21 protein-coding genes and 1 other RNA gene are annotated in these 26,295 nt (G+C 33.4%); 11 read left to right on the top strand and 11 right to left on the bottom strand.

All coding sequences use genetic code 11. The annotated features are described in order from the left end of the window. Window positions 1-50 precede the first annotated feature (50 nt). The 5 genes from ACN1AG_RS06330 (at window position 51) to rsmD (ending at window position 3,154) form a co-directional block, all read left to right on the top strand. Window positions 51-287, top strand: a complete 237-nt coding sequence (locus ACN1AG_RS06330) for an AbrB/MazE/SpoVT family DNA-binding domain-containing protein (RefSeq protein ID WP_341747556.1) — start codon at window positions 51-53, stop codon at window positions 285-287. Next, window positions 281-610, top strand: coding sequence for a type II toxin-antitoxin system PemK/MazF family toxin (locus ACN1AG_RS06325; RefSeq protein WP_417904744.1), 330 nt, complete (start codon window positions 281-283; stop codon window positions 608-610). The genes ACN1AG_RS06330 and ACN1AG_RS06325 overlap by 7 nt, the downstream gene beginning before the upstream one ends. Before the next feature lie 12 nt (window positions 611-622). Beyond that, on the top strand, window positions 623-1,714 hold the full coding sequence (locus ACN1AG_RS06320; RefSeq protein ID WP_417904743.1) for a pentapeptide repeat-containing protein: 1,092 nt from the start codon (window positions 623-625) through the stop codon (window positions 1,712-1,714). A 160-nt stretch (window positions 1,715-1,874) separates the two neighbouring features. Further along, window positions 1,875-2,588 (top strand): pseudouridine synthase, encoded by a 714-nt coding sequence (locus ACN1AG_RS06315; protein ID WP_417904742.1) that lies wholly within the window; start codon window positions 1,875-1,877, stop codon window positions 2,586-2,588. Further along, on the top strand, window positions 2,585-3,154 hold the full coding sequence (gene rsmD / locus ACN1AG_RS06310; protein ID WP_417904741.1) for a 16S rRNA (guanine(966)-N(2))-methyltransferase RsmD: 570 nt from the start codon (window positions 2,585-2,587) through the stop codon (window positions 3,152-3,154). Before ACN1AG_RS06315 ends, rsmD begins: the two co-directional genes overlap by 4 nt. A 47-nt stretch (window positions 3,155-3,201) precedes the next feature. Here rsmD and ACN1AG_RS06305 read toward each other — a convergent pair whose 3' ends face one another. Continuing rightward, window positions 3,202-3,366: a hypothetical protein gene (locus tag ACN1AG_RS06305; protein WP_417904740.1), complete on the bottom strand. Its 165-nt coding sequence runs from the start codon at window positions 3,364-3,366 to the stop codon at window positions 3,202-3,204. A 67-nt stretch (window positions 3,367-3,433) separates the two neighbouring features. On the opposite strand from ACN1AG_RS06305, the gene ACN1AG_RS06300 reads away from it, so the two are divergent. After that, window positions 3,434-4,257 (top strand): IS5 family transposase gene (locus ACN1AG_RS06300; RefSeq protein WP_417904739.1). Its coding sequence is split into 2 segments (ribosomal slippage): window positions 3,434-3,821 and window positions 3,821-4,257, totalling 825 coding nucleotides; the frame shifts between segments, so codons are not numbered across the junction. A 156-nt stretch (window positions 4,258-4,413) separates the two neighbouring features. On the opposite strand, the gene queA is transcribed toward ACN1AG_RS06300, so the two are convergent. After that, entirely contained in the window at window positions 4,414-5,475 is a 1,062-nt protein-coding gene (gene queA / locus ACN1AG_RS06295; RefSeq protein WP_417904738.1) for a tRNA preQ1(34) S-adenosylmethionine ribosyltransferase-isomerase QueA, read from the bottom strand. 165 nt (window positions 5,476-5,640) lie between these two features. Here queA and ACN1AG_RS06290 point away from each other — a divergent pair, with 165 nt between their 5' ends. After that, window positions 5,641-6,024, top strand: a complete 384-nt coding sequence (locus ACN1AG_RS06290; protein WP_417904737.1) for a hypothetical protein — start codon at window positions 5,641-5,643, stop codon at window positions 6,022-6,024. Window positions 6,025-6,040: 16 nt separating this feature from the next. After that, on the top strand, window positions 6,041-7,762 hold the full coding sequence (locus tag ACN1AG_RS06285) for an autotransporter domain-containing protein (protein WP_417904736.1): 1,722 nt from the start codon (window positions 6,041-6,043) through the stop codon (window positions 7,760-7,762). Window positions 7,763-7,976: 214 nt separating this feature from the next. Here the strand turns inward: ACN1AG_RS06285 and gyrA are convergent, their stop codons facing one another. From gyrA to rnpB, 3 genes are all read right to left on the bottom strand, one after another. Further along, window positions 7,977-10,616: a DNA topoisomerase (ATP-hydrolyzing) subunit A gene (gene gyrA, locus ACN1AG_RS06280; RefSeq protein ID WP_417905607.1), complete on the bottom strand. Its 2,640-nt coding sequence runs from the start codon at window positions 10,614-10,616 to the stop codon at window positions 7,977-7,979. 320 nt (window positions 10,617-10,936) lie between these two features. Continuing rightward, window positions 10,937-12,241, bottom strand: coding sequence for a hypothetical protein (locus tag ACN1AG_RS06275; protein ID WP_417904735.1), 1,305 nt, complete (start codon window positions 12,239-12,241; stop codon window positions 10,937-10,939). A 174-nt stretch (window positions 12,242-12,415) separates the two neighbouring features. Continuing rightward, window positions 12,416-12,817: RNase P RNA component class A (rnpB, locus tag ACN1AG_RS06270), an RNA gene on the bottom strand. Window positions 12,818-12,929: 112 nt separating this feature from the next. Here rnpB and ACN1AG_RS06265 point away from each other — a divergent pair. The 3 genes from ACN1AG_RS06265 to dnaJ all read left to right on the top strand — a co-directional run bounded on the left by ACN1AG_RS06265 (window position 12,930) and on the right by dnaJ (window position 16,992). Continuing rightward, a complete protein-coding gene (locus ACN1AG_RS06265; RefSeq protein ID WP_417904734.1) occupies window positions 12,930-13,586 on the top strand; it encodes a hypothetical protein in 657 nt (218 codons plus the stop codon). 112 nt (window positions 13,587-13,698) lie between these two features. Further along, on the top strand, window positions 13,699-15,585 hold the full coding sequence (gene dnaK, locus ACN1AG_RS06260; protein ID WP_417904733.1) for a molecular chaperone DnaK: 1,887 nt from the start codon (window positions 13,699-13,701) through the stop codon (window positions 15,583-15,585). 279 nt (window positions 15,586-15,864) lie between these two features. Then, the gene (gene dnaJ / locus ACN1AG_RS06255) at window positions 15,865-16,992 is read left to right on the top strand and encodes a molecular chaperone DnaJ (protein WP_417904732.1); all 1,128 of its coding nucleotides are present in this window, start codon (window positions 15,865-15,867) and stop codon (window positions 16,990-16,992) included. 537 nt (window positions 16,993-17,529) lie between these two features. Here the strand turns inward: dnaJ and ACN1AG_RS06250 are convergent. The 6 genes from ACN1AG_RS06250 to ACN1AG_RS06225 form a co-directional block, all read right to left on the bottom strand. Continuing rightward, window positions 17,530-18,510: a hypothetical protein gene (locus ACN1AG_RS06250; protein ID WP_417904731.1), complete on the bottom strand. Its 981-nt coding sequence runs from the start codon at window positions 18,508-18,510 to the stop codon at window positions 17,530-17,532. Between the two features lie 463 nt (window positions 18,511-18,973). After that, complete coding sequence (locus ACN1AG_RS06245) at window positions 18,974-20,248, bottom strand: MFS transporter (RefSeq protein WP_417905606.1); 1,275 nt, start codon at window positions 20,246-20,248, stop codon at window positions 18,974-18,976. Window positions 20,249-20,269: 21 nt separating this feature from the next. Beyond that, window positions 20,270-22,084, bottom strand: a complete 1,815-nt coding sequence (gene aspS / locus ACN1AG_RS06240) for an aspartate--tRNA ligase (protein WP_417904730.1) — start codon at window positions 22,082-22,084, stop codon at window positions 20,270-20,272. A gap of 187 nt (window positions 22,085-22,271) precedes the next feature. Continuing rightward, window positions 22,272-22,982 (bottom strand): hypothetical protein, encoded by a 711-nt coding sequence (locus ACN1AG_RS06235; RefSeq protein WP_417904729.1) that lies wholly within the window; start codon window positions 22,980-22,982, stop codon window positions 22,272-22,274. A 56-nt stretch (window positions 22,983-23,038) separates the two neighbouring features. After that, window positions 23,039-25,012, bottom strand: a complete 1,974-nt coding sequence (locus ACN1AG_RS06230) for a UvrD-helicase domain-containing protein (RefSeq protein WP_417904728.1) — start codon at window positions 25,010-25,012, stop codon at window positions 23,039-23,041. 382 nt (window positions 25,013-25,394) lie between these two features. Next, entirely contained in the window at window positions 25,395-26,291 is an 897-nt protein-coding gene (locus ACN1AG_RS06225; RefSeq protein ID WP_417904727.1) for an Rpn family recombination-promoting nuclease/putative transposase, read from the bottom strand. Window positions 26,292-26,295 lie beyond the last annotated feature (4 nt).

Below are 26,295 nucleotides of genomic sequence, written 5' to 3'. Positions count from 1 at the left end.
GTAGGTTTATTGTATATACTTGTTTATACAATAACAATATTAATGATATTATGCAAACTCAAATCCAAAAATGGGGAAATAGCTTGGGAATTAGAATTCCTAAACATCTAGCTGATAAGTTACATTTTCAACAAGGTACATTTGTTAATTTAGAAACAGCTGATAACTATTTGATTATCAGTACAGAAACATCAGAATTAGATATATTATTGGATAATATTACAGATTCTAACTGTCATCATGAAATATTAAATGACGACATTGCTGTAGGTAATGAATCGTGGTAACATTCATACCTGAAAGAGGGGATGTAGTTTGGCTTAATTTTGAACCTCAAAAAGGCAAAGAGATTCAAAAAACACGACCAGCGGTAGTTCTTACTTCTTATAAATATAACCTTAAGAGTGGTCTTGCTCTATTTGTACCTATCACTAGTCAAATTAAGGGCTATCCTTTTGAAGTGATAATAAACTTTGAACAAATAAAGGGAGCAGTATTATGCGATCAAGTACGATCTATGGATTGGAAAGCCCGCACAGCAACTAAAATTCTTACATTAGACAAAATACTCATAAATGTTATATTATCAAAATTAAGACTATTATTGTAGTTATACATTGCTATGAAACAAATATATAAATTTTACTCTCAAAAAGTAAAAGCTGCTTTGAGAATATTGCTTAAAACTATCCTATATGGGATTATAGCCATTAGGCTAATTTGTAAACTTCTCTTAAGATCAGTTTCCAGCATTATTCAAGTTTGCTCCATTATTTTAAATAAATTTAATAAGTTTTTTTCTTTTCCACAAGTAGTATTTTGTAGAAATACGATAATAAAATTACTATCTGGATACTTAGCTTTATATACTGTTGCTTTCGGTAGATATCAATTTTCTGTTCTAGCTTTAGATAATAAGGTAACTAGACTAGTTACCTTATCTGAAGGAAAAAATCCTAAATTTGCTTTCGAAAGAATCCCTTCTTTACAAAAAGAAACTGTTCCTGTTGAACCTATACTCTTTCAACCATTAAGTGTATGGGAATCATTTGATCCAAAATATAATCAAGTGAATATTGAGATTTTCAAGGAGTTAAGATTTTTGATTGCCAATAAAAAGCAAAATTTAAAAGATCTAGATCTAAGTGGTATTATTTTATTTGGTACAGGAAAGAATAAATATGATACTGATTTTAGTAAGTCTTATTTTTATAACATAAAATTTTTCAACGCCAATCTCTCATTAAATAATTTCCAAAAAAGTGAATTTTCTAACGTAGATTTTTGGGGAGCAAAGTTGCTAGGATGTGATTTTGCCCTTTCTAGATTTACTAATGGAACTTATTTAGAATCTGCTGATTTTTCAGGAAGTAATTTGTGTGGAGTAGAATTTACTAATGCTTCTTATAATACTGCAATTTTTAGTAATACAAATTTGATAGGAGTTGATTTATCTAAAATGTTAGTTTTTCATCATACTCATCAGTTTAATTTACAGGGGGCATATTATAACTCTAAACCTTTGACGGCAATGAGTGGTTTACAAATGGAATTGATTAATAGAGTAAACTCCTCTTGCTCTCGATATATGTTTTCTAGAGGATTCCCTGCTACAAAATTTCCCGAAAACTTTAATCCTAAAGAACACGGTATGATTGATATTTTTGAAATCCCTGATGATAAGATAAAAGAATTTTTAGAATCCTATTATTAACAGAGTGATTTAAAAGTTGTAGCATCATTGCGAGGAGTCACTTTACGGCAACGAAGCAATCTAAATTTGGTCATTTTTTTTGGATTGTTTCGTCGCTACTAAAGTAGCTCCTAGCAATGACGTGTCTATGTCTAGTAAGTAAAAAATATAGGATGTTCATTTGAAACAGGATAGTACACAAAGGCTAGCAAAAGCGATTAGTAACGCAGGGATATGTTCAAGACGTGATGCAGAACTGCTTATTAAAAATAATCAAGTAAAAGTAAATGGTGTTATTATTGATTCACCAGCAACCAATATTGATGAAACTAGTATTATTGAGGTGTCGGGAAAACTAATAAATCAACAACATATCCCACGTTTATGGGTATATTACAAACCTATTGGACTCATTACTTCGCATAAAGATACAAATGGTAGAGAAACGGTATTTGCCAGTCTTGCAAAGCTGAATCTGCCTAGAGTAATCTCAATAGGGCGACTGGATATCAATAGTGAAGGGCTATTATTACTAACCAATAATGGTGATTTAGCAAGAAAGTTTGAGCTACCATCAAGTAAAATAGAACGTGTATATAAAGTCAGAGCATATGGTAACCCAAATCTTTTGCTAAAAAATTATAGAAATATAGAAATTGATCAAATACGTTATGATCCCAAATCAATTAAATTAATAAAATCAGGCAGGACAAATTGTTGGTTTGAAGTAGTTTTGACTGAAGGTAAAAATCGTGAAATTAGAAAGATATTTGAACATTTTGGCTTGACTGTTAACCGGTTAATTAGAATTAGCTATGGAGATTTTTTATTAGGTAATTTGCAACCAAATCAGTATAAAGAACAGCCATTCGAAAAATTTAAGAAATTTTTATGATTAGAATTATAGCAGGCAAACATAAAAATCGGATCATACCTACCTTAAAAAACTCTAACTATCGTCCTTCCACAGGGAAAATCCGAGAGGCGATTTTTAGTATACTAACTTCAGGAGAATTCATTGATTGTAGGTTATTTAACAATGAATCTAAAGTTCTCGATTTATTTGCTGGCACGGGTAGTTTAGCTCTTGAGAGCTGTTCTAGAGGTGCTGGAGCAGTTACATTAGTTGATATAAATGCTAATTATTTACAGGCAGCAAAAGAGTTTGCTAGTAAAATAGGTGAGCTGGATAAAATGACTTTCTTAAATATCAATGCAGTAGCTCTACCTTCGGCTTATCACGGCTTTGATTTAATTTTTATTGATCCGCCATACGGTCATAATCTTATATCGAAGGCAGTTAATGCTTTAAAAAAAGGTCAATGGTTAAAAGATGGTAGCATTATTGTAGTCGAACTTGCTAAAAATGAGGATTTTAGTGCTGATTCTTTACAGCTAATTAAAGAAAAAGTATACGGTGATAGTAAGTTGCTTATCTTAAGATACATAAATGTTCTATAATATATATTATGGAAAATAAGACTAAAATATTGAATCTAATATAATAATTAACAGCATGTCAAAATTATTGTTATAAAAAAAAGTTTATAACATGCAGTAACTATTAACATGGTGGTTACCACTAAACTCCAATTATACTTGGTCACTAATGTTTTACTTAATGCACTAATGATTCTTACTTCTGTTATTTCTTTAGTCGTCTCGATGCTCATTAGACTTCTTTCGAAACTAGACAATGATGTAGAATGGTGTTATAAATATCTGATTTGAAGTAATAATATGAAATTCGATCAGATTAAAGAGTTAGAGGATAAAAAATTTCGTCGATTAACAGGAGTAAAGAAGGGAACATTCTCAAAGATGGTGGATATTTTGAGGCAAGCTGATGGTCTTAAGAAATCAAAAGGTGGGCGTAAAAATAAGCTCAATTTGGAGGAACAGTTGCTGATGGTCTTAGAATACCTTAGAGAATACCGTACTTATTTCCATATAGGTCAGAACTATGGGATTAGTGAAAGTTCAGCATATAAAGCTGTTAAATGGGTAGAAGACACCCTAGTTAAACACCCAAACTTTGCTCTTCCAGGTCGTAAAGCTCTAATGAAGAGTGATATGAATTATGAAGTAGTCTTGATTGATGCTACTGAGAGTCCTATAGAAAGACCTAAAAAAAACAAAAATTCTATTATTCAGGAAAGAAGAAAAGGCATACACTAAAAACTCAAATAGTGGTAGACAAGAAGACACACCAAGTAATATGTACAGATTTTTCTAACGGTAAAAAACATGACTTTAGATTATTTAAGGAATCCAAAATTCTTATCCATTCTAAGGTTAAAGCGATTACTGATACAGGATATCAAGGTATACAAAAAATTCACAATAATTCTGAGTTACCAAAGAAAAAAAGCAAGAAAAATCCTTTAACTAAAAATGATAAAAAGAATAATCGTAGGTTAGCAGGAGAAAGAGTTCTGAATGAAAACGTTATTGGTATGCTAAAACGGTTCAAAATTATTGCTGACAAATATCGAAATAGACGTAAAAGATTCGGTCTTAGATTTAATTTGATCTCTGGCATTTATAATTTTGAACTACGTTAACCAGTTTCGAAAGAGGTCTATTATCTTTCTCTGTTTTATTTTGAAAAAACAACAATATTACCGGGATGGATTATCACATAAAACCAAGAATTTGGGAACAGATTTTTTTAATATTATAGCTAAGTCATTGCTTCGTCGTCTTACACTCTAGAGGACTCACTCTATTACTAGGAGTGAGTTACTCGGCTTATAAAGAAGAGTCGCATCACCATAACTAAAAAACCGCATTCTCTTATCTATAGCATATTTGTAGATATCAGTTATTTCCTTATAACCAGCAAAGGCACAAACTAACATGAATAATGTGGATTTTGGCAAATGGAAATTGGTAACTAACATATCAACAATTTGAAATTTAAATCCTGGTCTAATAAAAATGTCTGTTTCAAATCCGCCATTTGTTATTTGTCCATTAAGAGAATTGGCAATTGCGTTACTTTCTAATGCTCGTAAGCTGGTAGTTCCCACGGCTATTATCCGTCGATTTTCTTTTTTTGCCTTATTAATGATATCTACAGTTTTTTTATCTATATGATAATATTCTGAATGCATTTTATGTTGGTCAATATCCTCAGTTTTAACTGGTAGGAACGTCCCTGCTCCAACATGCAAAGTAATAAAAGCAATTTCAATATTTTTTGCTTTAATTAATACAAGTAATTCATCAGAAAAATGTAGCCCTGCAGTTGGAGCGGCTACTGCTCCAAGGTTCTTACTATAAACTGTTTGGTATCTATTATTATCCTCTAGTAAATTTTCGTGCCTCTTTATATAAGGAGGTAGAGGAATTTCACCATATTTCTCTAAAAATTCAAAAACTGAAATATTATCTAGAACAAATGCTATCTCAACCTGCCCCATCCCAAGTTTTTTACTTATAATAATCTTATTACAACCAAAATCAAATTGATCTCCTTCATTAAGTCTTTTTGAAGGCTTGGCAAAACCATGCCAATAATTATTATTTATTGGCTTATTTAGGTATAAATCGATCTTTTTTCCATCTTTATTCAATAGCAATTTGGCTTTAATAACTTTACTATCATTAAACACCATTAAATCACCAGGGCATAGATAGTTAATTATATCATGAAACTTAACCTGCACTAAGTGATTATTTGGTACAGCTATCAACAAATTAGACTCATCTCGTTTTTTTTCTGGTTTCTGAGCTATTAATTCAGTTGGTAAAGTAAAATCAAAATCAGATAATTTCATTAGATATCTTCAAAGAGTTTGGACGATTATGTTTAAATATAATCACTCCGTCAATGATTATTTCACAAATCCCTTGTGTTACTGTAATATTAGCTAGACAATTATAGGTTTCTTTTCTACTATTCTATACCAATTATTATATTTTAACCTATTAAAACAGGTTCTATGTGCTTATCTAAGGTTAAAATACTTATAGCAAAGGTGCTATTTGTAATATCTGCATTGGGGACTGTAATTATTATACCAGTTACGGTATATGGAACTGGTGATTCATCTAGGCATGAGGCAGTAGCACTTTTTAATACTCCATTGGTTATTAATGAAAAACGAGCATTTGAACAGTTTAAAAAACAGTTGGGTGTTAACCGACCCAACTCTTACCTAACTAAGGTGGCTAGTTTTTTCTATAAAAAACAAGGACAAAATGAATTCCCACTAGGAGAGCTGAATATTGAACTTACTTCTTCTGAACTTTATGATGATATAGCCCCTGATGAACCTTATGTGAATATAGAAAAAACAAAAAAAAAATCAGGAGGATACAACTGATGGACAACAACCAATAGTGCCAGTAGCTAATGTACCACAACAAGTAGGATTAGAAGGAGTTGGAGTAGGACATAATCCTGCCCCACTTCTATTTCCTGATAATGTACAACAACAAGGAGAAGACGGAGACGGAGTTAGAAGGTCACCAATACACGTATATGTACCACAAGATCATCAAGAACAACAAGATCATTTGCAAATAGATATAGAAGAACATGTACCACCAGTAGGGGAAGATGGAGCTGTTGGTGGAGTACCACCAGCAGGAAGAGTAGCTGCACCACCACCTGCCCCTCTAGTAGAAGAAGCAGAAGAAGAACATGTACCACCAGCAGGAAGAGTAGCTGCACCACCACCTGCCCCTCTAGTAGAAGAAGCAGAAGAAGAACATGTACCTCCAGCAGGAAGAGTACCTGCACCACCACCTGCACCACTAGTAGAAGAAGCAGAAGAAGAACATGTACCTCCAGCAGGAAGAGTACCTGCACCACCACCTGCCCCTCTAGTAGAAGAAACAGAAGAAGAACATGTACCTCCAGCAGGAAGAGTACCTGCACCACTACCTGCACCTCCAGTAGAAGAAGCAGAAGAAGAACATGTACCGCCAGCAGAAAGAGTACCTGCACCACCACCTGCACCTCTAGTAGAAGAAGCAGAAGAAGAACATGTACCTCCAGCAGAAGCTATAGCACCACAAGAAAAAGTTGCACAGGTAGCAAGGATAACAGCAGCATTAGCGGAAGAATTATTACAAAAACAAAAAGAAACAGTAAGAAATATTGCCTTAGCACTGAATGAAATAATTATCTTGTCTCATGAATTCGCAAACTCATCTATTGATTTAAGATTAAGCGATTTAAAACATCTAAACAATCTTTTCCCTCCCGCTGCTGGTGATGAAGATAATATTGTTCCTAAAAATATGTGGGTTAGTGGTACGATAGGTATAACCAAATATAATGGGAAATGCTTGTTAAGTAGCTATACTGGCAGAACTAGTGCCACAACTATTGGGGGTGATTTAGAGTTACCTAATGGCAGCATTATGGGAGGGGCTTATAATTATGTTCTCTCTCACTTTAAATACAAGAATCATACTGACAAAGTTGCTGCCCACACTCACGTAATATCTATATATGGTCAAACTAACTTGTCTGAGAAACTAATATTACAAGGGTTTCTTTCCCGTGCTTTTGCTAATGTTTCTGCAAAATTACCAGTACAAAACCAGCTAGCTAAAGCTAAATTTGCTAATAGCTCATATAGTAGTAAGATAGTAGTTGCTTACAAATCAAAGGTTGGTAAAGCTTTAATTATCCCCCATATTGGGCTTAAATATGGAGGGCAGGATATTGCTGAATATGAGGCAAGCTTTGAAAAACAAAGTCTATCGATAGCTGCTACTAACAGCCGAAGATCTTCGGGTCTTATAGGATTTGAAGCAATTATGCCAATGAAGATTAGTGATACTACCCAAGTGATTCCTAGATTGCATATGGAAGTCGAAAAGTTTTTACATAATAAGCAGCAGAAGCTTCATATGCAGGTCATGTCAGGCCCAAGCAGTAAAGAGGAAATATTGCTGCTTGAAAAACCTGCTAAATACAACTACAAAATTGGCGGAACTATCACTATAAAACGTGGATCAACAGAAATCATGGCAGTATATAACTATTTAGCGTCTAATAATAAATATTCAAGCCATCAAGGTTCACTTAAATTAAAATTATCGTTCTAGGCTCTTATATCGTGAGGGTTGATGTCATTATAAAAATAATTATTATTCTAAGCACCTTCGATGTCACCCCTGCGAAGGTAGCGGGGTCTAAAAAAATAGCCAAGAAAACTATTTAAACTTTTCTAGACCCCTGCGAAAGCAGGGGTAACATCAACCCTAACAGGGATGATACTGATAACTTGTTAAACCGAACTCAGGTTATATTTATATATTATCATTCGAGTATATCCACATCTACCTCTTCCTCAGGGCTATCAGCAATCAATGCGGTAGAAACTACTTTTTCTCCTTGTTCGGTTTTGAATAATATTACACCACTAGTATTACGACCAGTTATACGTACAGATTCAAGTTTACACCTAATTAGTTTGCCATTATTAGTAATTAACATCAACTCATCAGACATATCAACCGGCATTACTCCAACAACTAATCCAGTTTTGTCAGACACATCCATATTAACAATACCGCTACCACCACGGTTAGTAATCCTATATTCGTATGCGGAACTTCTTTTTCCAAAACCATTTTCACTAACAGTAAGAATAAATTCTTCTGAAACAGCCATTTCTAAAATCTGTTCTTTATTTAACTGTACATCAAATTCTTCCGGGGTAAATTCCTTGCCACCCGCTATTAACAACCTATTCTCTATAGGAATTGATAGATAGGCTTCTCTTTCCTCCATTGTACACGATATTCCTTTTAATATTGTCATAGAAATAACGTAGTCGCTAGAAGCAATCCTCATACCTCTTACACCATCAGAAGTACGGCTTTTAAATACCCTAACTGAACTAGCTGGGAATCTTATAGCTTTACCAGCTTTGGTTGCCAGTAAAACATGGTCTTCATCCTTACAAACTTTAACATCTATTAAATGGTCATTATCATCAAGCCTAATAGCAATTTTACCATTTGATTGAATACGTTTAAAGTCTGATAAATCATTCCTTCTAATATTACCTTGGCTTGTAGCAAAAATAATATTCAAACTATCCCACTCATCCTGATTTTCAGGCAATGGCATAATATTATTTATACGTTCTCCTTCTTTTAAAGGTAAAATGTTGACTATTGGCCTTCCTTTACTTTGAGGATTACCAAGTGGCAGTTTATATAATTTTAAGCTGTATACCTGCCCGGTATTTGAGAAAAACAACATAGGTGTGTGAGTACTGCCAACAAATATTTGAGTGGTAATATCTTCGTCCCTCATTGACAGCCCTGACCTCCCCTTCCCTCCTCGTTTCTGTGCTCTATAGGTAGCAAGAGGTACACGTTTAATATAACCGCCCAATGTCACGGTCACAACCATTTCTTCTCTTTGGATAAGATCCTCAATATCTTGATCAAAATCACCTAATTCAATGCTAGTAAGGCGGGGGGTAGCGAATTCATCTTTGATTCTAATTAACTCATTTTTTAGGATCTCTAGAAGTTTCTCACGTGATGCTAGAATGTCAGTATAACCCCTAATCTCCGTAGCTAGTTCCGCAAGATCATTTTCTAATTTATTCTTCTCCATAGCAGTTAAACGTTGCAATCGCATTTCAAGAATTGCTTTTGTTTGTGTTTCAGTAAAATAACATTTACCATCATCTGCTATCATTGCTCTATCATCAACAAGTTTTACTAGATCTATTATAGATGACGCATCCCAAGTTCTTTGCATTAGTTGCTCTTTAGCACTTGCCGGATCATTGGAAGATTTAATTATTCTAATAACCTCATCAATGTTACTAACCGCAATCATTAGTCCCAATAAAATATGAGCCTTATCACGAGCCTTATTTAACAAATATATCGTCCTGCGAGTTATTACTATTTCTCTAAAATTGACAAAAGCAGCTATCACTTCTTTTAAGTTCATAACTTCTGGTAGCCCATCTCTTAGAGCTAACATAATCACACCAAAACTAGTTTGTAGCTGGGTATAGGAATATATTTGATTCAGCACCACTTCTGTTACAGCATCTTTCTTTATTTCAATTACTACTCGAATACCATCCTTATTTGATTCATCTCTAAGATCACTGATACCTTCAATACGTTTTTCCTTGACTAGTTCGGCAATTTTCTCAACCAATTTCGCTTTATTAACCATATATGGTATTTCTGTAATAATAATAGCCTGTCTATTATTAGCAATCTCTTCAATTTCGCTGCGTCCTCTAATTAGAATACTCCCCCTACCCGTTAAATAAGCCGACCTAATACCGCTTGTACCAAGTACTATACCAGCAGTAGGAAAATCAGGCCCTTTAACTACGGTCATAAGTTCTAATATTTCTACATCATTATTATCAACATATAGACAGCAAGCATCAATTATTTCTCCAAGATTATGAGGAGGAATATTGGTAGCCATGCCAACAGCAATACCATTAGTTCCGTTCACCAAGAGATTGGGAAACATTGACGGCAATACCGTAGGCTCCCTCTCAGAGCCATCATAATTTGGCGTAAAATCAACGGTTTCTTTATCAATATCTTCGAGCAATGTATGAGTAACTTTAGCAAGTCTTGACTCTGTATACCTCATAGCAGCGGCAGCATCACCATCTCTTGAACCAAAATTACCCTGCCCATCAACGAGCAGTAATCTTAAAGAGAAATCCTGTGCCATTCTCACTAATGAGTCATAAATTGCAGAGTCGCTATGCGGATGGTATTTACCCATCACATCACCGACAGTTCTTGCTGACTTACGATAAGGTTTGTTAAAGTAATTAGATGCTTCATACATTGCATAAAGGATTCTACGATGCACTGGCTTTAGACCATCACGTACATCTGGAATTGCCCTACTAACAATTACACTCATAGCATAATCTAAGTAAGAGCCTTTCATCTCATCTTCAATACTAATAGATATTAAGTTTTGACGATCTAAATTAGTCACAGTTAGAACCTACATTTATTAAAGTAATATTAGAATAGTTTAAGTATATTACATATTCGGAAAAAAATCTATTGCTGAATGAGCGTAGACTAGCTGGAAAAGCTATTTTTTTCCAAGTAGTAGCTATGACCCGAAGAGCAGATTCCCTAGTTGAGGAAAAAAAGGAATTAAATAGATAGGGACAAGTTTAAAAGCTCGAGACGTCATTGCTGCATCGCAGCTCCTCGCAATGACGCAATTTTACTATGGCTAAATACTAATCTAGTTAGCTATACATAACATCTTTTTTTAGATTGCCTGAATTTCAGATAAATCGGTAGGCTAAATAATGTTAAAATTCTTATAACATAATAATAACGATAATCGGATGCCATAGTAGCAAAAAATAGTACTATTGAAAAAACAATAGATATTGCTACGATATATGCCAAAATAACTTTCTCGGGATTATTAGATTGTTTATTTGTTAGAATAGATATTAAATACACAAATATTAATATAAAACTAATAAGATTTATTGTTAAAATCTTTGGATATAATTTTAAATATTTAATTGTCCAATTTTTTAAGTAATTCTTTTTAATATCCATACCATGTTTTTGAGCTTCGTTAAGTTCAATAAAGGCGTAATGATGGAATCCCCAGTTTTTCATTAACATAACAAAATTCATTGTACGATGTTTAAGAAAATCTAGTGGATAGTAAGTAATGGTTTGTTTATAAGCAGATTCCATTTCTTGTAACTTTATAGGATCTGTTGTAGAGGCATAAATCCTAGTATCACCAAAAATTAATGGATCAACCCACCTAGGAGTGTAATGAACTTTAAGCTTTTCAAAACTATATAAATCTAGGTCTTCTTTAACATATTTTGGCACTAAATCATCATTATTGATAGCAACACTTACTCCAGCAATATCAAATAATTGACGTAATTGCTCTGCATGACTTTCAGCGGAAAAATGCTTAGTAAGTTTAGCATTACCATACATTATTGATAGCGAAATGATGCAAGTTAGTATTATTCTTATTAACAAGCTAGTTTTAAGATAAATTGACAATACAAACAAAATCAGAATTGGAGCTATAAATTGTGCTTGAAATTTAACACCAACAATATAAAAAACAATTGACAATAATCCAATAACTACCAACAAAGGAGCAGGTTTTTGGCGATAAGTATAAAAAATACAAGTAGCTACTATAAAAAAATTACCAAAGGTAAAAGCTACATCTTTCCAAATTGTTCCAGATTGGGATAATACATTAGGTAGAAATGGTATTAATAAATAAAGGTTTCTATATTTATTCTGTGAATCAGCATAGAAAAGCAGCAATACTCCACCCCACAACAGTCCTAAATTAAGCAAGAGCATCGTCTGCGGACCTTGGTAAATATAATGAAACAAGGACCATACCATTGACATTAACGGTGGGTGATGTGTAGAATAACTCCCACTAACGCTTTGTTCATATTGATCGAAACTATCAAACGACATCCCCCCAGGATAGGCAGAGGCAAAATGTAAAGACATTAAGAATAAACACAAAATGACAGGGTAATATTTACGCAAAAACTCTGTATAGCAATTCATGTTCACAATTTATTATTTCAAAAACTCAATTTCTAAGATTATTAGCGATAATAGATTAAAAGCATTCGTGCCAGTTGCTTCAAAAATGCATTTTTCTGATATTCTAGCCAGTTTTGGATTAAAATTAAAAATTTTAATCCAAAACTAAGATTGCAAATATGATGGTCTATAAGCCGGATTTTGTATAAATAATATTTCTATTATCTACTGCAGTTATTTATCTAGGATAAATATTACCATTTATCTCAAGCGATCCACCCACATTACTTCTAGTCAGAGATGCCTAGGAACACGTAAGTTCTGTAATGCCTATTTGATCTTGCTCTTGGTGGGGTTTTCCATGCGTAGCTTGTTGCCAACCTACCGGTATGCTCTTACCACACCATTTCACCCTTACCAAAATTTGATAACAAAGTTTGGCGGTATATTTTCTGCGGCACTTTCCCTAAAAGATTACTCTTCCGCTGGACGTTAACCAGCACCATATCTCTGTAGAGTCCGGACTTTCCTCGTAAATTCTAGTATAGATTTTTACGCAACTGCACGACCATCGAGATGATTATGTTTTAATATAGTTGTCTCGTCAATGATTTTTTTTATTAGATCACTTAGTGCTAGTTAAAAACCTGCTATTATTGATCTTTTCAAGATAATAATAGTTAAATTTATGGTAGTGAGTATAAAATTTGCCGCTGAATTACGAGATAAATTATATGGATTAAATCTTTCTGACCCAAAACATCTACAATTTTACCAAGAAATGGTATTTATTTTTATTAAAGGTAATGAAAATGAAATATTACAAGTATATAAAGACATTAAGGGGTACAACACTATAGGGATAGGCTTTAACATGGATAATCCAAAAGCAAAAATTGTGTGGCAGACAATATTCCAAGGTTCTTTATCATTTGACAAAGTTTATAATGGCGATAAAGCTATTACAATACAACAATCTCGAATGATATATGACTATAAGAGTGCTGTTAATCGTCTAGAGCTAAAAAATATTTATGGCAAGTCTTGGGATAAGTTAAAACCTAACGAGATGCTGATGATTGAGGATATGTATTGGAATGGTGGTAATAAGCTAGTAGGTAAATATACCAAGTTTTTTAAACATATGATCCTTTATACTGAAAGTTCTAGATTAAAATATCTTACACAAGGATTAATCGAGGTAAGAGAAAATTCTAATAAAGAGAGAATTAGGGGTATTCAAAATCGTAGAAATGTACAAAGTGAAATAGGTGACTCGTCCAAGTGTTCTGCTCCGGTGTCAATTATAAACAAGGCTATAAATCAGCATTATAAAACTAATTAAGCATAAGGATATGATATAACTTTTTTTCACATCTACCTCTTGTAAAATGGACGAGAAGACACTATATCAAAACTTATCAAGTTGATTTATTAAATTGGGATTAGGAGTGTATATGGCAAAGATCATAGGTATAGATTTAGGAACAACAAATTCTTGCGTTGCGGTAATGGAAGGAAAAGAGCCAAGAGTCATAGCAAATGCTGAAGGAGTTAGGACTACTCCTTCAATGGTAGGATTTGGTAATGACGGTGAAAAATTAATTGGCGAACCAGCTAAACGTCAAGCTGTAACCAATCCAGAGAATACTTTATACGGCATTAAAAGATTGATAGGTAGAGGTTTCTCTGATCCTATGGTAAAAAAAGACCAAGATCTTGTACCATACAAGATAGTAAAAGCTACTAATAACGATGCTTGGGTTGAAGTTAAGGGCGAAAAATATTCTCCAAGCCAAATTAGTGCTTTCATTTTACAAAAAATGAAAGAAACAGCCGAGAATTATCTTGGTGAGAAGGTAACACAAGCAGTCATTACTGTACCAGCATATTTTAATGATGCACAACGTCAAGCAACCAAAGATGCTGGCAAAATTGCTGGTTTGGAAGTATTAAGGATAATCAATGAACCAACAGCAGCCGCTTTAGCATATGGTTTCGATAAAGCTGAGAGCAAAATAATTGCTGTTTATGATCTTGGTGGTGGTACGTTCGATGTATCAATTTTAGAGATAGGTAACGGTGTATTTGAAGTTAAATCTACCAACGGTAATACTTTCCTTGGTGGCGAAGATTTTGATTCTAGAATTCTAGATTATTTAATTGATGAATTTAAGAAAGAAAGTGGTATAGATTTACGCAAAGATCCTTTAGCTTTGCAACGTCTGAAAGAAGCTGCTGAAAAAGCTAAAAAAGAATTATCATCTGTATCTCAAACTGATGTTAATTTGCCATATATTACGGCTGATAGCTCAGGTCCTAAGCATTTAAATATAAAATTTACTAGGGCGAAATTAGAATCCTTAGTGGCAACGTTAATTGATGATACAATAGAACCATGTAAGAAAGCTTTAAAAGATGCTGGGCTAAAAGCTTCGGATATTCAAGAAGTAGTACTTGTTGGCGGTATGACTAGAATGCCAAAAGTTATTGAGAAAGTAAAGGAATTCTTTGGTCGTGAACCACATAGAGGAGTCAACCCTGATGAAGTAGTGGCTCTAGGTGCTGCTATTCAGGGAGGAGTGTTAAATAAAGAAGTTACTGATATATTATTGCTAGACGTTACCCCTTTATCTTTAGGTATTGAAACTCTTGGTGGGGTATTTACTAGGCTGATTGATCGTAATACTACTATTCCGACTAAAAAGAGTCAAGTATTCTCTACTGCTGACGATAACCAGCATGCTGTAACGATTAGGGTATTCCAAGGTGAACGGGAAATGGCATCTGATAATAAAATACTTGGCCAATTTAATCTTGATGGCATCCCGCCTGCACCACGAGGATTACCGCAAATTGAAGTAACTTTTGATATAGATGTTAATGGTATAGTTCATGTTTCTGCCAAGGATAAAGCTAGTGGTAAGGAACAAAAAGTAACTATTCAAGCTTCTGGAGGTCTTAGTGATGCGGAAATTGAACAAATGGTAAAAGATGCAGAACAAAACGCTGAGGATGATAAAAAGCGTCGTGAATTAATTGAGGCTAGAAATAGTGCTGATAGCTTAATTTATTCAACCGAAAAAACTCTAAAAGAACATGATAGTAAAATATCAGCTAGTGATAAACAAGAAGTAGAAAATAGCATAACAGAGTTAAAAGCAGCTTTAGAGTCTGATAATCTTGAGCAAATTAAAGCAAAAACTGATACTCTTATGGCTAGTAGTATGAAAATAGGAGAAGCTATGTATAAATCTCAGCCAGATGATCATAGTGAGGAAAAACCTGGGACAAATGATGACAAAGTAGTTGATGCTAACTACGAAGATGTCAGCAATAAGTAGGAATTTTCGGATGTCACCCCTGCGTAAACAGGGGTCTAAAAAAATAAACAGGAAGGGTGCTTTAGATATTTTAGATCCCAGCTTTCGCTGGGATGACATATACGATGAAACGATGTCATTCCTGCTTCGGTGCGGAATCTAAAAAAATAGACAGAAAGGGTGCTTTAGATATTCTAGATCCCAGCCTTCGCTGGGATGACATAATGGCAGCAGGGGTGACATCGAATGATGCTGCTTAAAAGGATAATTTAACTAAATTTAAAATCAGATATTCTTATTATGTCGACAAAAGATTATTACCAAATACTTGGGGTTAGTAAAACTGCTACCCAGGAAGAGCTAAAAAAAGCTTATCATAAATTGGCGATGCAATATCATCCTGACCGTAATACACAGGATAAACAAGCAGAAAAAAAGTTCAAGGAAATAAGCAGTGCTTATGATATCCTAAAAGATGAACAAAAAAGAGCTGCCTATGATCGTTTTGGACATGATGCTTTTCAGAATTCAGGTGCAGCATCGTCAACTGGAAGACATAACAATAGTGGACCTGATATAAATGATATATTTGGTGAGTTTTTTAATGATTTTATGGGTGGCGGGGCAAGAAGACAACGACCATCAACTACCGTTAGAGGTTCAGATCTAAAATATGATATCACAGTTACTCTGCAAGAAGCATTTCGTGGTATCGACAAAAATATTAGTTTTACCAGTGAAGTAAAATGCCAAACATGTAACGGCAACGGGTCAGAAAGTAATGCCGGAATGACCAAATGTGACGCTTGTGCAGGACAAGGGGTTACAAGAAGACAACAAGGCTTCTTTACATTAGAACAAACTTGTGGAAAATGCCAAGGTGCAGGACAAATCATTAAAAATCCATGCAAAAAATGTCATGGTCAGGGGCGTTACTCACAACATAGAAATTTATTAGTAAATATTCCAGCTGGTATTGAAGAAGGTACTAGAATAAGGCTTACTGGTGAAGGAGATGCCGGAGTACGAGGAGGCAATAACGGGGATTTGTATATTTTTGTTACTATTAAACCGCATGACCTCTATAAAGTTGATGGAATTAATTTGCATTGCAGACTACCAATTAGCTTTATTAAAGCTGTTTTAGGTGGAGAAGTAGAAGTCCCAGATATAGAAGGTGGTAAGGTAAAATTACAAATACCCGCTGGTACACAAAATGGCGAACAACTTAGGTTAAAAGGCAAAGGTATGTCTAAGGTTAGATCAAGCATTAGAGGTGATATGTTTGCCCACATACATATTGAGATACCAAAGAATCTTACTAAAAAACAAAAAGAATTACTAGAATTGCTGGATAAAGAATTTACAAGCGACAAAGATGAGGATGATGCTAGTTTTTTTAATAAAATGAAAAACTTATGGTCGTGAGATTAGTATGGTAATTCAAAAATCATATCAATAGTTGATATAAATACAAGCATAACCACTCTAGATGTCATCCAGGTTGCGGAGGGAATCCAAAAATAGCCGGCGAAGGCATTAGATAATATGGATTCCCGCCTTTAGCTAACCTGAGTTCGATGTGTTTAATTGCATCGGTGTCATTCCCGCTTCAGTGCGGAATCTAAAAATAGCCAAGAAGACTATTAGATATTTTAGACCCCTGCTTTCGCAGGGGTAACATCGACAGGGTAATTTAAAAGTCACAATTAATAGTTGTTATAGATATAAACTCAGCCACCATCGATGTCATTCCCGCGTAGGCGGGAATCCATAATACTTAATAGTCTTTCAGGCTATTTTTTTTAGATCTCAGCTTTCGCTGGGATGACACCCTAGGCTATTAAACCGATGTCTTACATCAAATTCAGATTACCATTACTTACGTTGGCGTTTTTGATCCACGCTAGCAATGTCTATGCGGGAATGACATATATAGTAAAATGATGTTATCTGCTTTATAATTTAGAACGAAACATCAGGATGTTCTCCTACTAGTATAGGATGATGATCACTATCACTATCATGATACTTATTGGGTATATCTACATTCTGTTTATGTTTAGAATAGTCCCTAGGAGGTGGACATGGTGGTAGCTTATTACTAATAGTGCTAGTATTAGCTAGTAGTGGCTTACTACTACTGGCACTACTATTAGTTAATTCATCACTAGAAGAACCAGAATAACCCGATTCTTGAGAATCATTTTTTTTCATTTTAGATTTGAACTCTTGTATTATCTGATCATGTGTTGAGTCAGTAAGCACTTTTGATTTTGTAGGACTAGGTGTATTTGGATCATTATTTTTAGCTTGCAACTCTTTTATAGGGGCTGAATATGCTGACTCAGTAAGCACTTTTGGTTTTGTAGGACTAGGTGTATTTGGATCATTATTTTTAGCTTGCAACTCTTTTATAGAGGCTGAATATCTAGAAACTAACTGATCATGTACTGACTCAGTAAGCACTTTTGGTTTTGTAGAACTAGCTGTATTTGAATCATTATTTTCTGTTGTTAATTCATTATTCCACTTTTCAAGACATTGCAAAGCCTGCTTTATAGTATAGTCCTTAAGCTTATCACATATATCTGGAGATATACCAGCTGTTTTGAGTATATCTATAATATTTAGATTAAGTTTTTCAAGGAGAATAGCTATATCTAACACTTTATAGATTGCCTTTATTTCAGTAACTTTAGCTATGTATTCTTCGCCAGATGACTTGTTTTGCTTTACTAACTTTTTACACTCATCTTCTAATTTAACTTTCTCTTTATTAAAGAATTCTTTAGTTAGTTGTATACTAGACTTATACGTGACTCCCTTAAGAAACTTATCCTGTGTTTTCTGAGATACATTAAATATAGTGCATATTTGTAGAACATCTACTTTTTGAACAGATTCAAGTACTTTCTGAGCTTTTTGTATTTCAGTATTAGGCATATATAATAATCTTTTTAGTTAAAAATAACTAGGTTATTTTATCTTAAAAAGGTGATATAATAACCTAGGAAAAAGATTTTGCGATATTGTTTTATAAGATGCAATAAAAAACAATATATTAAATAAAGGTTTACTTTTTTGTAATAATTATTGTGTTATTCTTGCAAGTACATTTGAGTAGTACTATAGTTGTAGTTACTACTCAGAGCTGTCATTCCCACGTGGGCGGGAATTATCTAATACTCGATAATCAAGTTTTTTTTCTGAGGCATACAATTCATGGCAGTTTATGTCATCCCCGCGTAGGCGGGGATCTCAAAAACCTTCAAGTAGGTGTTTTTGTATTTTTTAGATTCCGCTACCTACGCGGGAATGACATCTTCTCGGCTTCTTTTCATGACTTTTAAACTGTCCTGAATTATATAACTCAATAAAAACTTGATTATCGAGTAAAAGATAAATTTTATAAATTAATATCAGTTTGCAACTTAATTTTGTTTTTATAATCTTTCTCAAAACATTTTGCCATAAAATATGCTAATATTGCAAAGAACATAAGATATATGATTGGGCATAATTGAAAATTTAGGTATCTCATTAATATTAAACAGACAGAATTAGCTGTACCAGACATCAACATTGACCCAATATTATGACCAAGACTTACTGCACGATAACGATCATTGACAGCAAAAGCTTTTGTCATGATACCATGAGAAAGAGCATTGAAAGGAGCAACAAAACATGCTAGCATTAAACAAGAACCCAAAGCTAAATTAACCATCTGATAGTTAACAGATATAATAAATAATAGACTAGATACAATAGTACCAAATAAGCTAAACTTAAATACTAGCATTTGACTAAGCCGATCTGCTAACAAGCCAGCAATAGGCATAGGAATGGCAAAACATATGATTATTAAAACTGAAAATGTGCTAATAATGAAACTAGTCTGCGGTAGGATCAAAGGCAAATATTGTTTCATAAATATAATAGATATTTGATAAGTTGCACCAAATCCACCAGCAAGAAACACTGCCATCAAAATAACTCGCCACTGTTTCTTAATTAAAATAGCCAAGCTTTGCGTCTTCGCTTTACTGTCTTGATTCTTTTTAAATTCAGGTGTTTCATCAAATGTTCGGCGAAAATATAAAACGATTAAAGCTAAAGGTAAACTAAGTAAAAAAGGAATACGCCAACTCCAATCTGGAAAAATATGGGCATTAAAAAAATTGGTCGCCCCATTCCCTAGTAATAAACCTACGACCCCAGTACAACGAGTTATTGCTGAAGCTGTATATCGGTATTTCTCCCCTAAATGCTCGATAACGTAAATAGCTGCTCCATCATATTCTCCACCTATAAAAAAACCTTGCATAAAGCGACACAAAGCCAAAATTATTGCACCCCACACACCAATAGATGAGTATTCTGGTAGGAAGCCTATAACCATCGTAGGTATTCCAATACCTATGATGGTTATACTTAATGCAACTTTACGCCCATACAAGTCTCCGATACGACCAAAAATCAATGATCCCATAGGTTTTGATAAATATGCTATCGCATAAATAGCAAAAACATTTATTAGATTAGTTAGATAATCAGTATTTGGAAAGAATTTTGCTGCCATAATACCAGCAGAAAAACCATACAAACCATAATCATAATATTCAACTATTGTACCTAGAAATGCTCCGATAATTTTATTTCTTGTTTTTTTTTTCACTATATACTGCTCATAATTTAGTACTTAAGAGCCTTCAGTTAACAATTTATTTCTAGCTGAAGGTGATAAGTTAATATTAAGATCTTTTAAAGCTTTTTCATCAATATAATCAGGAGCATTCATCAATAAATCTTCTGCTTGCTGATTTAGTGGAAAAGCTATTACCTCTCTAACATTAGTTGAATCAGTTAATAACATAACCATCCTATCTATTCCAGGGGCTATCCCGCCATGTGGGGGGGCTCCAAATTTAAAAGCCCTGATCATACCACCAAATTTTTTATCGACAACTTCCGGGGAGTATCCAGCAATCTCAAAAGCTTTATACATTATTTCCGGTTTATGATTTCTAATTGCACCACTAGATAACTCGATACCATTACAAACAATATCATATTGATAAGCTTTAATGGTTAGTAGATCATCTACTGTTTTGGCTGATTCTAGTACCTCCATACCACCTTGTGGCATCGAAAATGGGTTATGGCTAAAATCTATTTTTTTGGTTTGTTCATTTAATTCATAAAATGGGAAATCTGTTATCCAACAAAACTCAAAACAATCTTTTTTAAGTAAATCTAATTCTTCCCCTAATTTAGTTCGTAGCTTACCAGCAAGTTTAGATGCTTTATCAACTTTATCACTAGAGAAGAAGACAGCATCGCCATTTTGTAGATTCGCTAAAGACTTTAAATTCAATAATTGCTCATCTGTTAGAAATTTAACAATAGGTCCTTTAGCTTGTCCATCTTCTAGGAACTGGATGTAACCAAGCCCACTTGCCCCCTCAGAAGTCGCAAATTCTGCCATTTTGTCAAAGAAGCTTCTAGGTAAAGCAGAAGCTTTAGGAGCTGGCACGGCTCTAACAACAGAACCATTTTTTATATTTTCTTTAAAAATAGCAAAGTTAGAATCTCTAAATAATTCTGTAACATCTGCAATGATCAGTGGATTCCTAAGATCCGGCTTATCAGAACCATATTTTAGCATCGCTTGTTCATATGGAATTTGTACAAAAGGTGTATTTGATACTTTTTTATCAGAAAATTTGCTGAATATCTCATACATTACCGGCTCAATGGTATTAAATACCTCTTCCTGCGTGACAAAAGACATCTCCACATCCAATTGATAGAATTCGCCTGGTGACCTATCAGCCCTAGCATCTTCATCTCTAAAACAAGGGGCTATTTGAAAATAACGATCAAATCCTGACACCATCAGTAATTGTTTAAATTGCTGTGGGGCTTGTGGTAATGCATAAAATTTACCAGGATGCAATCTACTTGGCACCAAAAAGTCCCTAGCCCCTTCCGGCGAACTGGCAGTTAGGATTGGTGTTTGAAACTCCGTAAACCCTTTTTGCATCATAAGATGCCGCACGTGAGCAATAACTTGCGATCTTAGTATAATGTTATTATGTAATTTCTCACGTCTAAGATCTAGGAAACGATATTTTAACCTAGTTTCTTCGGGAGCGAGTTGCTCAGAATTAACTAACAATGGTAAATTTTCAGCATTAGACTCAATGATTAAATCAGTTACCAATACCTCAACTTCCCCAGTCATTAGTGCAAGGTTTACTGTATCAAGAGACCTTTTTAGTACTATACCTACAACAGTTATAACTGATTCATATCTTAGCCTACTAGCTTCTTCCATTAAGCTTAGATACTCATCAGTAAACACTAATTGAGTTAGACCAAAATGATCTCTAAGATCAATAAACACTAAATTACCATGATCCCTTTTTCGATGCACCCAACCAGATAACTTTACCCAGTCATCAGCATCCTCCCACCGCAATTCATTACAATTATGCGTTCTATATTTATGCATGTTACTCAACATATTTATTTTGTTTGTATAGATATATAAAAAATATCTATATTAGGCAATAAACTTCTTCATCCTTGCAAGCTAAATTTCTCTTAAAACTTGTAGAACAATATATCATAAAATTTGAATACACTAATAGTATTCAGCAATAAATTATAACTTACATTTCTAAAAGCTAGACTTTAAATTAATTTGGTTTATCACTTAACTGCTGTTTAGTAAAGTTTATTAACTCATTTATTTCATCATCTTCAAAAAGATTTTGAATATCCTTTAAATTACCATTTATAGTAATATTATCAAAGGCTTTGTAATGTTCTTGTAAAAGAAGAGATTCTAAATAATTAATGAGTGAATTAGCAAATTCTTTATGGGCAAAATTTCCTTTTTTCTTTTTAAAATTTTCTAGAGATATTATGTTATCTTCAGTATTTGCAATATAATTAGGATTAAATTGATCAGATATGAAACAATCATAAATTTTCTGTATTGTAGAAATAAATTGATAGACATTTTTACTATCAACTTTACTATATAAAAAAATGGATTTTAAAAACATTAAGTTTTGATACTCCTTAGTTTTAGGGTATAAATATTCACCCTTCCAGTGACTCCACAAATTAGATGAAAAAAAACCTAAAACATATCCTACTGACCAATAGGGTATATTACGCTTTTCTTCTTTTTCATCTTTGAATAAGCTACGAATAGCTTCTACCAAAGAGTCTATTGCTTCTTTTATTATTACTTGAGTATCAGTTTCTATTTGAATTTGAGGATATTTTTTCTTTACTTCTTCTTTAAATATCTTTAATGCCGTAAGGGCTATCTCTTTAATTTTAAAAATTATAGGAGATTGATATATTATTTTTAAATATTGTTCTTCCTCTGCCTGCATATTTTTTCTCTTTTAATAACTTAATAATATCATTTGTATACATATTCTTTAAAAGATTAAAAAGAAACTTTGTGTTTTGTACCTAAATAATTAAGTTGTTTGGTTGAAGAAGTTCTAATACAAACATTATTTGGTATTTCTCCAAGAAACCTAGAAGGAGAGGATCTTATTATTTCATAAAACATAAAACGACTTTCTGCATAAGTAATATACAGGTCTTTCTTAGCTCTAGTAATACCAACATAGGCAATTCTCCTCTCTTCTTCTAGACCTTTTTCACCCTCTTTTAGTGATCTCTGATGTGGAAACACCCCCTCTTCCCAACCTGGTAGAAAAACTAAATCAAATTCAAGACCTTTAGCAGCATGGAGGGTCATAATGCTAACAGAACCACCAAAATTTGATTCTAATTCCTCATTTTCCATTACTAAACTAGAATGTTCTATAAAATCTTGAATATTATCGAATTCCGCGATTGCTCTAAGCATTTCGTTAATATTTTCAATTCTACCAGTTGCTTCATCTGTTTTTTCTTCTTGTAGCATCTCAAGATAACCTGATTCTTCTAGTAAAGATTTAGTGACATTAATAGCTGGGTCATTTCTATATCGTAAACTCCAATTATCGATATTACTAATAAATTTGTTTAGACTATCTTTGACTTTATTTTTAAAAGTTTCTGCTTGTAACATCTGACGAATGGCAGGAATAATAGGTATATTATGTTCAACCGCATGATCTTTTATTTGCTTTAATGTGGTATTACCAATTGCTCTCCTTGGAACATTTATTATGCGTTCAAGAGCAAGATTGTCACTATGATTTAAAGTGATACGTATATAGGCAAGTAAGTCACGTATCTCCATTCGTTCATAAAACTTAAGACCACCGATAATTTTGTATGGTAATGCATTACTAATAAACACTTCTTCAAATGCTCTAGTTTGGAAACCTGCTCTAACTAATATCGCAACTAATCCTGCATTATACTTTCCCTCTGTAACTAACTTGCTAATTTCAGATACAACGAATCTTGCTTCTTCTTTATCATTCCAACAAGATATAATTTTAATTTTTTCTCCATCATTTTTATCAGTCCATAATGTTTTACCGTGACGATTCTTATTATGGTCAATTACACTTGATGCAGCTAATAAGATTTTTGAGCTAGATCTATAATTTTGTTCTAATTTTATTACTGTAGCATTTGGAAAATCCTTTTCAAAACGTAATATATTACCGACTTCTGCACCCCGCCAACTATATATAGATTGATCATCATCACCAACACAGCAGATATTTTTTGAGCTATTTGCCAGCATCCTCGCCCAAAGATACTGAACAGCGTTAGTGTCTTGATACTCATCAATCAGAATATATTTATATTGTTCCTGATAATACTTTAATATTATAGGGTTTTTTATAAACAATTCATTATTGTAAAGTAGTAAATCCCCGAAATCTACTACATTAGATGCTAGTAAATTTTGCTGATATTCGTCATAGACAAATTTAGCCACTTTATGAATTGGTAGCTTAATATCAGATTCAGAAAGTTTATACGGCAATAATCCCTGATCTTTCCAACACGAAATAATAATATGTAAAAGTTTGGGGACATATTTTTTGGGATCTATATTTTTCTGCTTAACTATATCTTTAACCAATTTAAGCTGATCATCAGGGCTAATAATAGTAAACCTACTATTCAAGCTAAAATTCAAATGTTCTGCTTGCTGACGCAAAATTTTTGCCGCTATAGAATGAAATGTACCTATATTTAGCCCATAACAATCAATCATCTTGTTGATTCGATCTTGCATTTCTCTAGCAGCTTTATTAGTAAAAGTAACTGCTAGAATATTTTGAGGTAGAATTAACCCTTGCTGGATTATGTTGGCTATTCTAGTCGTTAGCACTTTAGTTTTACCAGTCCCTGCTCCAGCAAGCACAAGAATAGGACCATGTACATGTGACACTGCTAACAGTTGTTGAGGGTTTAATGAGTTTAGGAAACTTTGTTGTGTCATGATCTAGTACTACAGTTGTAGATTAGTGGAGTTATAGTCAGATAGTTTGATATTTTATACCCCAATTCGGGATAAGAATTAGTTAATTTTTATCCCGAATTGGCTTTAATATAAGGAAAAATGCATTCTTAAAGCGGTTTTGTGAATGCATTTTAAACTTTTCCAAAGCTAAAAACATGATTTTAATCTTTTAAAATCATGTTTTTAGCAAAATATTAATTTAACAATCAGATGCAGAGCCGTCTCAAATCTGATTGTTTCTATAATTTCACCGAATTCGGGATAAGAATTTGTCAATTCTTATCCCGAATTCGCATTTTATGGTTAATTAACCTAAATTTGATGTAACAAGTTATCAGTATCATTCCTGTTAGGGGTGACATCAAGCTTGTTCAAGTTGAGATTCATTAGCTATAAGAGTTAATTTTTGGATTTCCTCTATACTCAAACCAGTAGACTCAGCAATGACATCAATTGATAATCCAGCTTTAAGTAAATTTTTAGCTATAACAATTTTTTCTCTAGCTTCACCTCTAGCTTCAGCAGCTTGCAATTCATCTCTATCGTTATAAAGTTTTTTTTGGTAATAGGAGTAGTTTTCCCTCTCTTCTTTGGTCATTTTGAGAATGTTAAGCTTGTCCGCTACTTGGCTCATATAAGGCGAATGATAGTTTGGTGGTACTTCATCATATTTCATGACATGTAGCCAGTCATCAATCTCTTTCTCTAAACGATCATTAAATAAAGGCACTGATATATAAAAATACTCTGGTAGGATGTCAGTAGCATCAAAAACCTCAGAAGTCTCCATATTCTTAATATGCACATTTAATCTTTCATTAGTTTCTATCTCATGAATAATAGTTTTACCATGGTAAATAACTCCATTACCATTTCCTATAGGAAAATAGAGTAGGGATATATGAAATATCTTTATTATTTGGGTATAATCTTCCCTTTGGGCAAGGTTATCAACGATAAGTCTTGAGGTGTTAAAACAGGCCTTATGAATAAAAGAATCCTTAACATTACGCTCGATTTCAATAATATATTTATGGTGATCTTCGTCTTCTACAATTACATCAGCTAGACTTCTTTTACTTTTACTATCTTCTTTGTTACTCTCGGTCTCAAGTAAGGCTACTATTTTAACGTCCTTATAACCCTTGGTCTTAAGAAGAGCTGAGATAAAACCTTCTACTATAGCATAATCGCCTTTATCTTTCAGAAGGTACTTAATAGCATAGTCAAAGGAAATTAACGGTTTGTCGTTACTCATGATA

This window comes from Candidatus Tisiphia endosymbiont of Micropterix aruncella, assembly GCF_965178575.1.
Classification (GTDB): domain Bacteria; phylum Pseudomonadota; class Alphaproteobacteria; order Rickettsiales; family Rickettsiaceae; genus Tisiphia.
The sequence above is the reverse complement of the archived record's forward strand: the minus strand, read 5'-3'. Positions and strand labels throughout refer to the sequence as shown.

Bases quoted from the DNA above. Each gene is read 5' to 3' on its own strand.
- rsmD (WP_417904741.1), top strand. From the start codon at position 2,585: ATGATTAGAATTATAGCAGGCAAACATAAAAATCGGATCATACCTACC.
- dnaK (WP_417904733.1), top strand. From the start codon at position 13,699: ATGGCAAAGATCATAGGTATAGATTTAGGAACAACAAATTCTTGCGTT.
- queA (WP_417904738.1), bottom strand. From the start codon at position 5,475: ATGAAATTATCTGATTTTGATTTTACTTTACCAACTGAATTAATAGCT.
- ACN1AG_RS06235 (WP_417904729.1), bottom strand. From the start codon at position 22,982: ATGCAGGCAGAGGAAGAACAATATTTAAAAATAATATATCAATCTCCT.
- ACN1AG_RS06230 (WP_417904728.1), bottom strand. From the start codon at position 25,012: ATGACACAACAAAGTTTCCTAAACTCATTAAACCCTCAACAACTGTTA.
- ACN1AG_RS06265 (WP_417904734.1), top strand. From the start codon at position 12,930: ATGGTAGTGAGTATAAAATTTGCCGCTGAATTACGAGATAAATTATAT.
- dnaJ (WP_417904732.1), top strand. From the start codon at position 15,865: ATGTCGACAAAAGATTATTACCAAATACTTGGGGTTAGTAAAACTGCT.
- ACN1AG_RS06305 (WP_417904740.1), bottom strand. From the start codon at position 3,366: ATGAGCATCGAGACGACTAAAGAAATAACAGAAGTAAGAATCATTAGT.
- ACN1AG_RS06225 (WP_417904727.1), bottom strand. From the start codon at position 26,291: ATGAGTAACGACAAACCGTTAATTTCCTTTGACTATGCTATTAAGTAC.
- ACN1AG_RS06330 (WP_341747556.1), top strand. From the start codon at position 51: ATGCAAACTCAAATCCAAAAATGGGGAAATAGCTTGGGAATTAGAATT.
- ACN1AG_RS06290 (WP_417904737.1), top strand. From the start codon at position 5,641: ATGTGCTTATCTAAGGTTAAAATACTTATAGCAAAGGTGCTATTTGTA.
- ACN1AG_RS06320 (WP_417904743.1), top strand. From the start codon at position 623: ATGAAACAAATATATAAATTTTACTCTCAAAAAGTAAAAGCTGCTTTG.
- ACN1AG_RS06250 (WP_417904731.1), bottom strand. From the start codon at position 18,510: ATGCCTAATACTGAAATACAAAAAGCTCAGAAAGTACTTGAATCTGTT.
- gyrA (WP_417905607.1), bottom strand. From the start codon at position 10,616: ATGAAAGGCTCTTACTTAGATTATGCTATGAGTGTAATTGTTAGTAGG.
- aspS (WP_417904730.1), bottom strand. From the start codon at position 22,084: ATGCATAAATATAGAACGCATAATTGTAATGAATTGCGGTGGGAGGAT.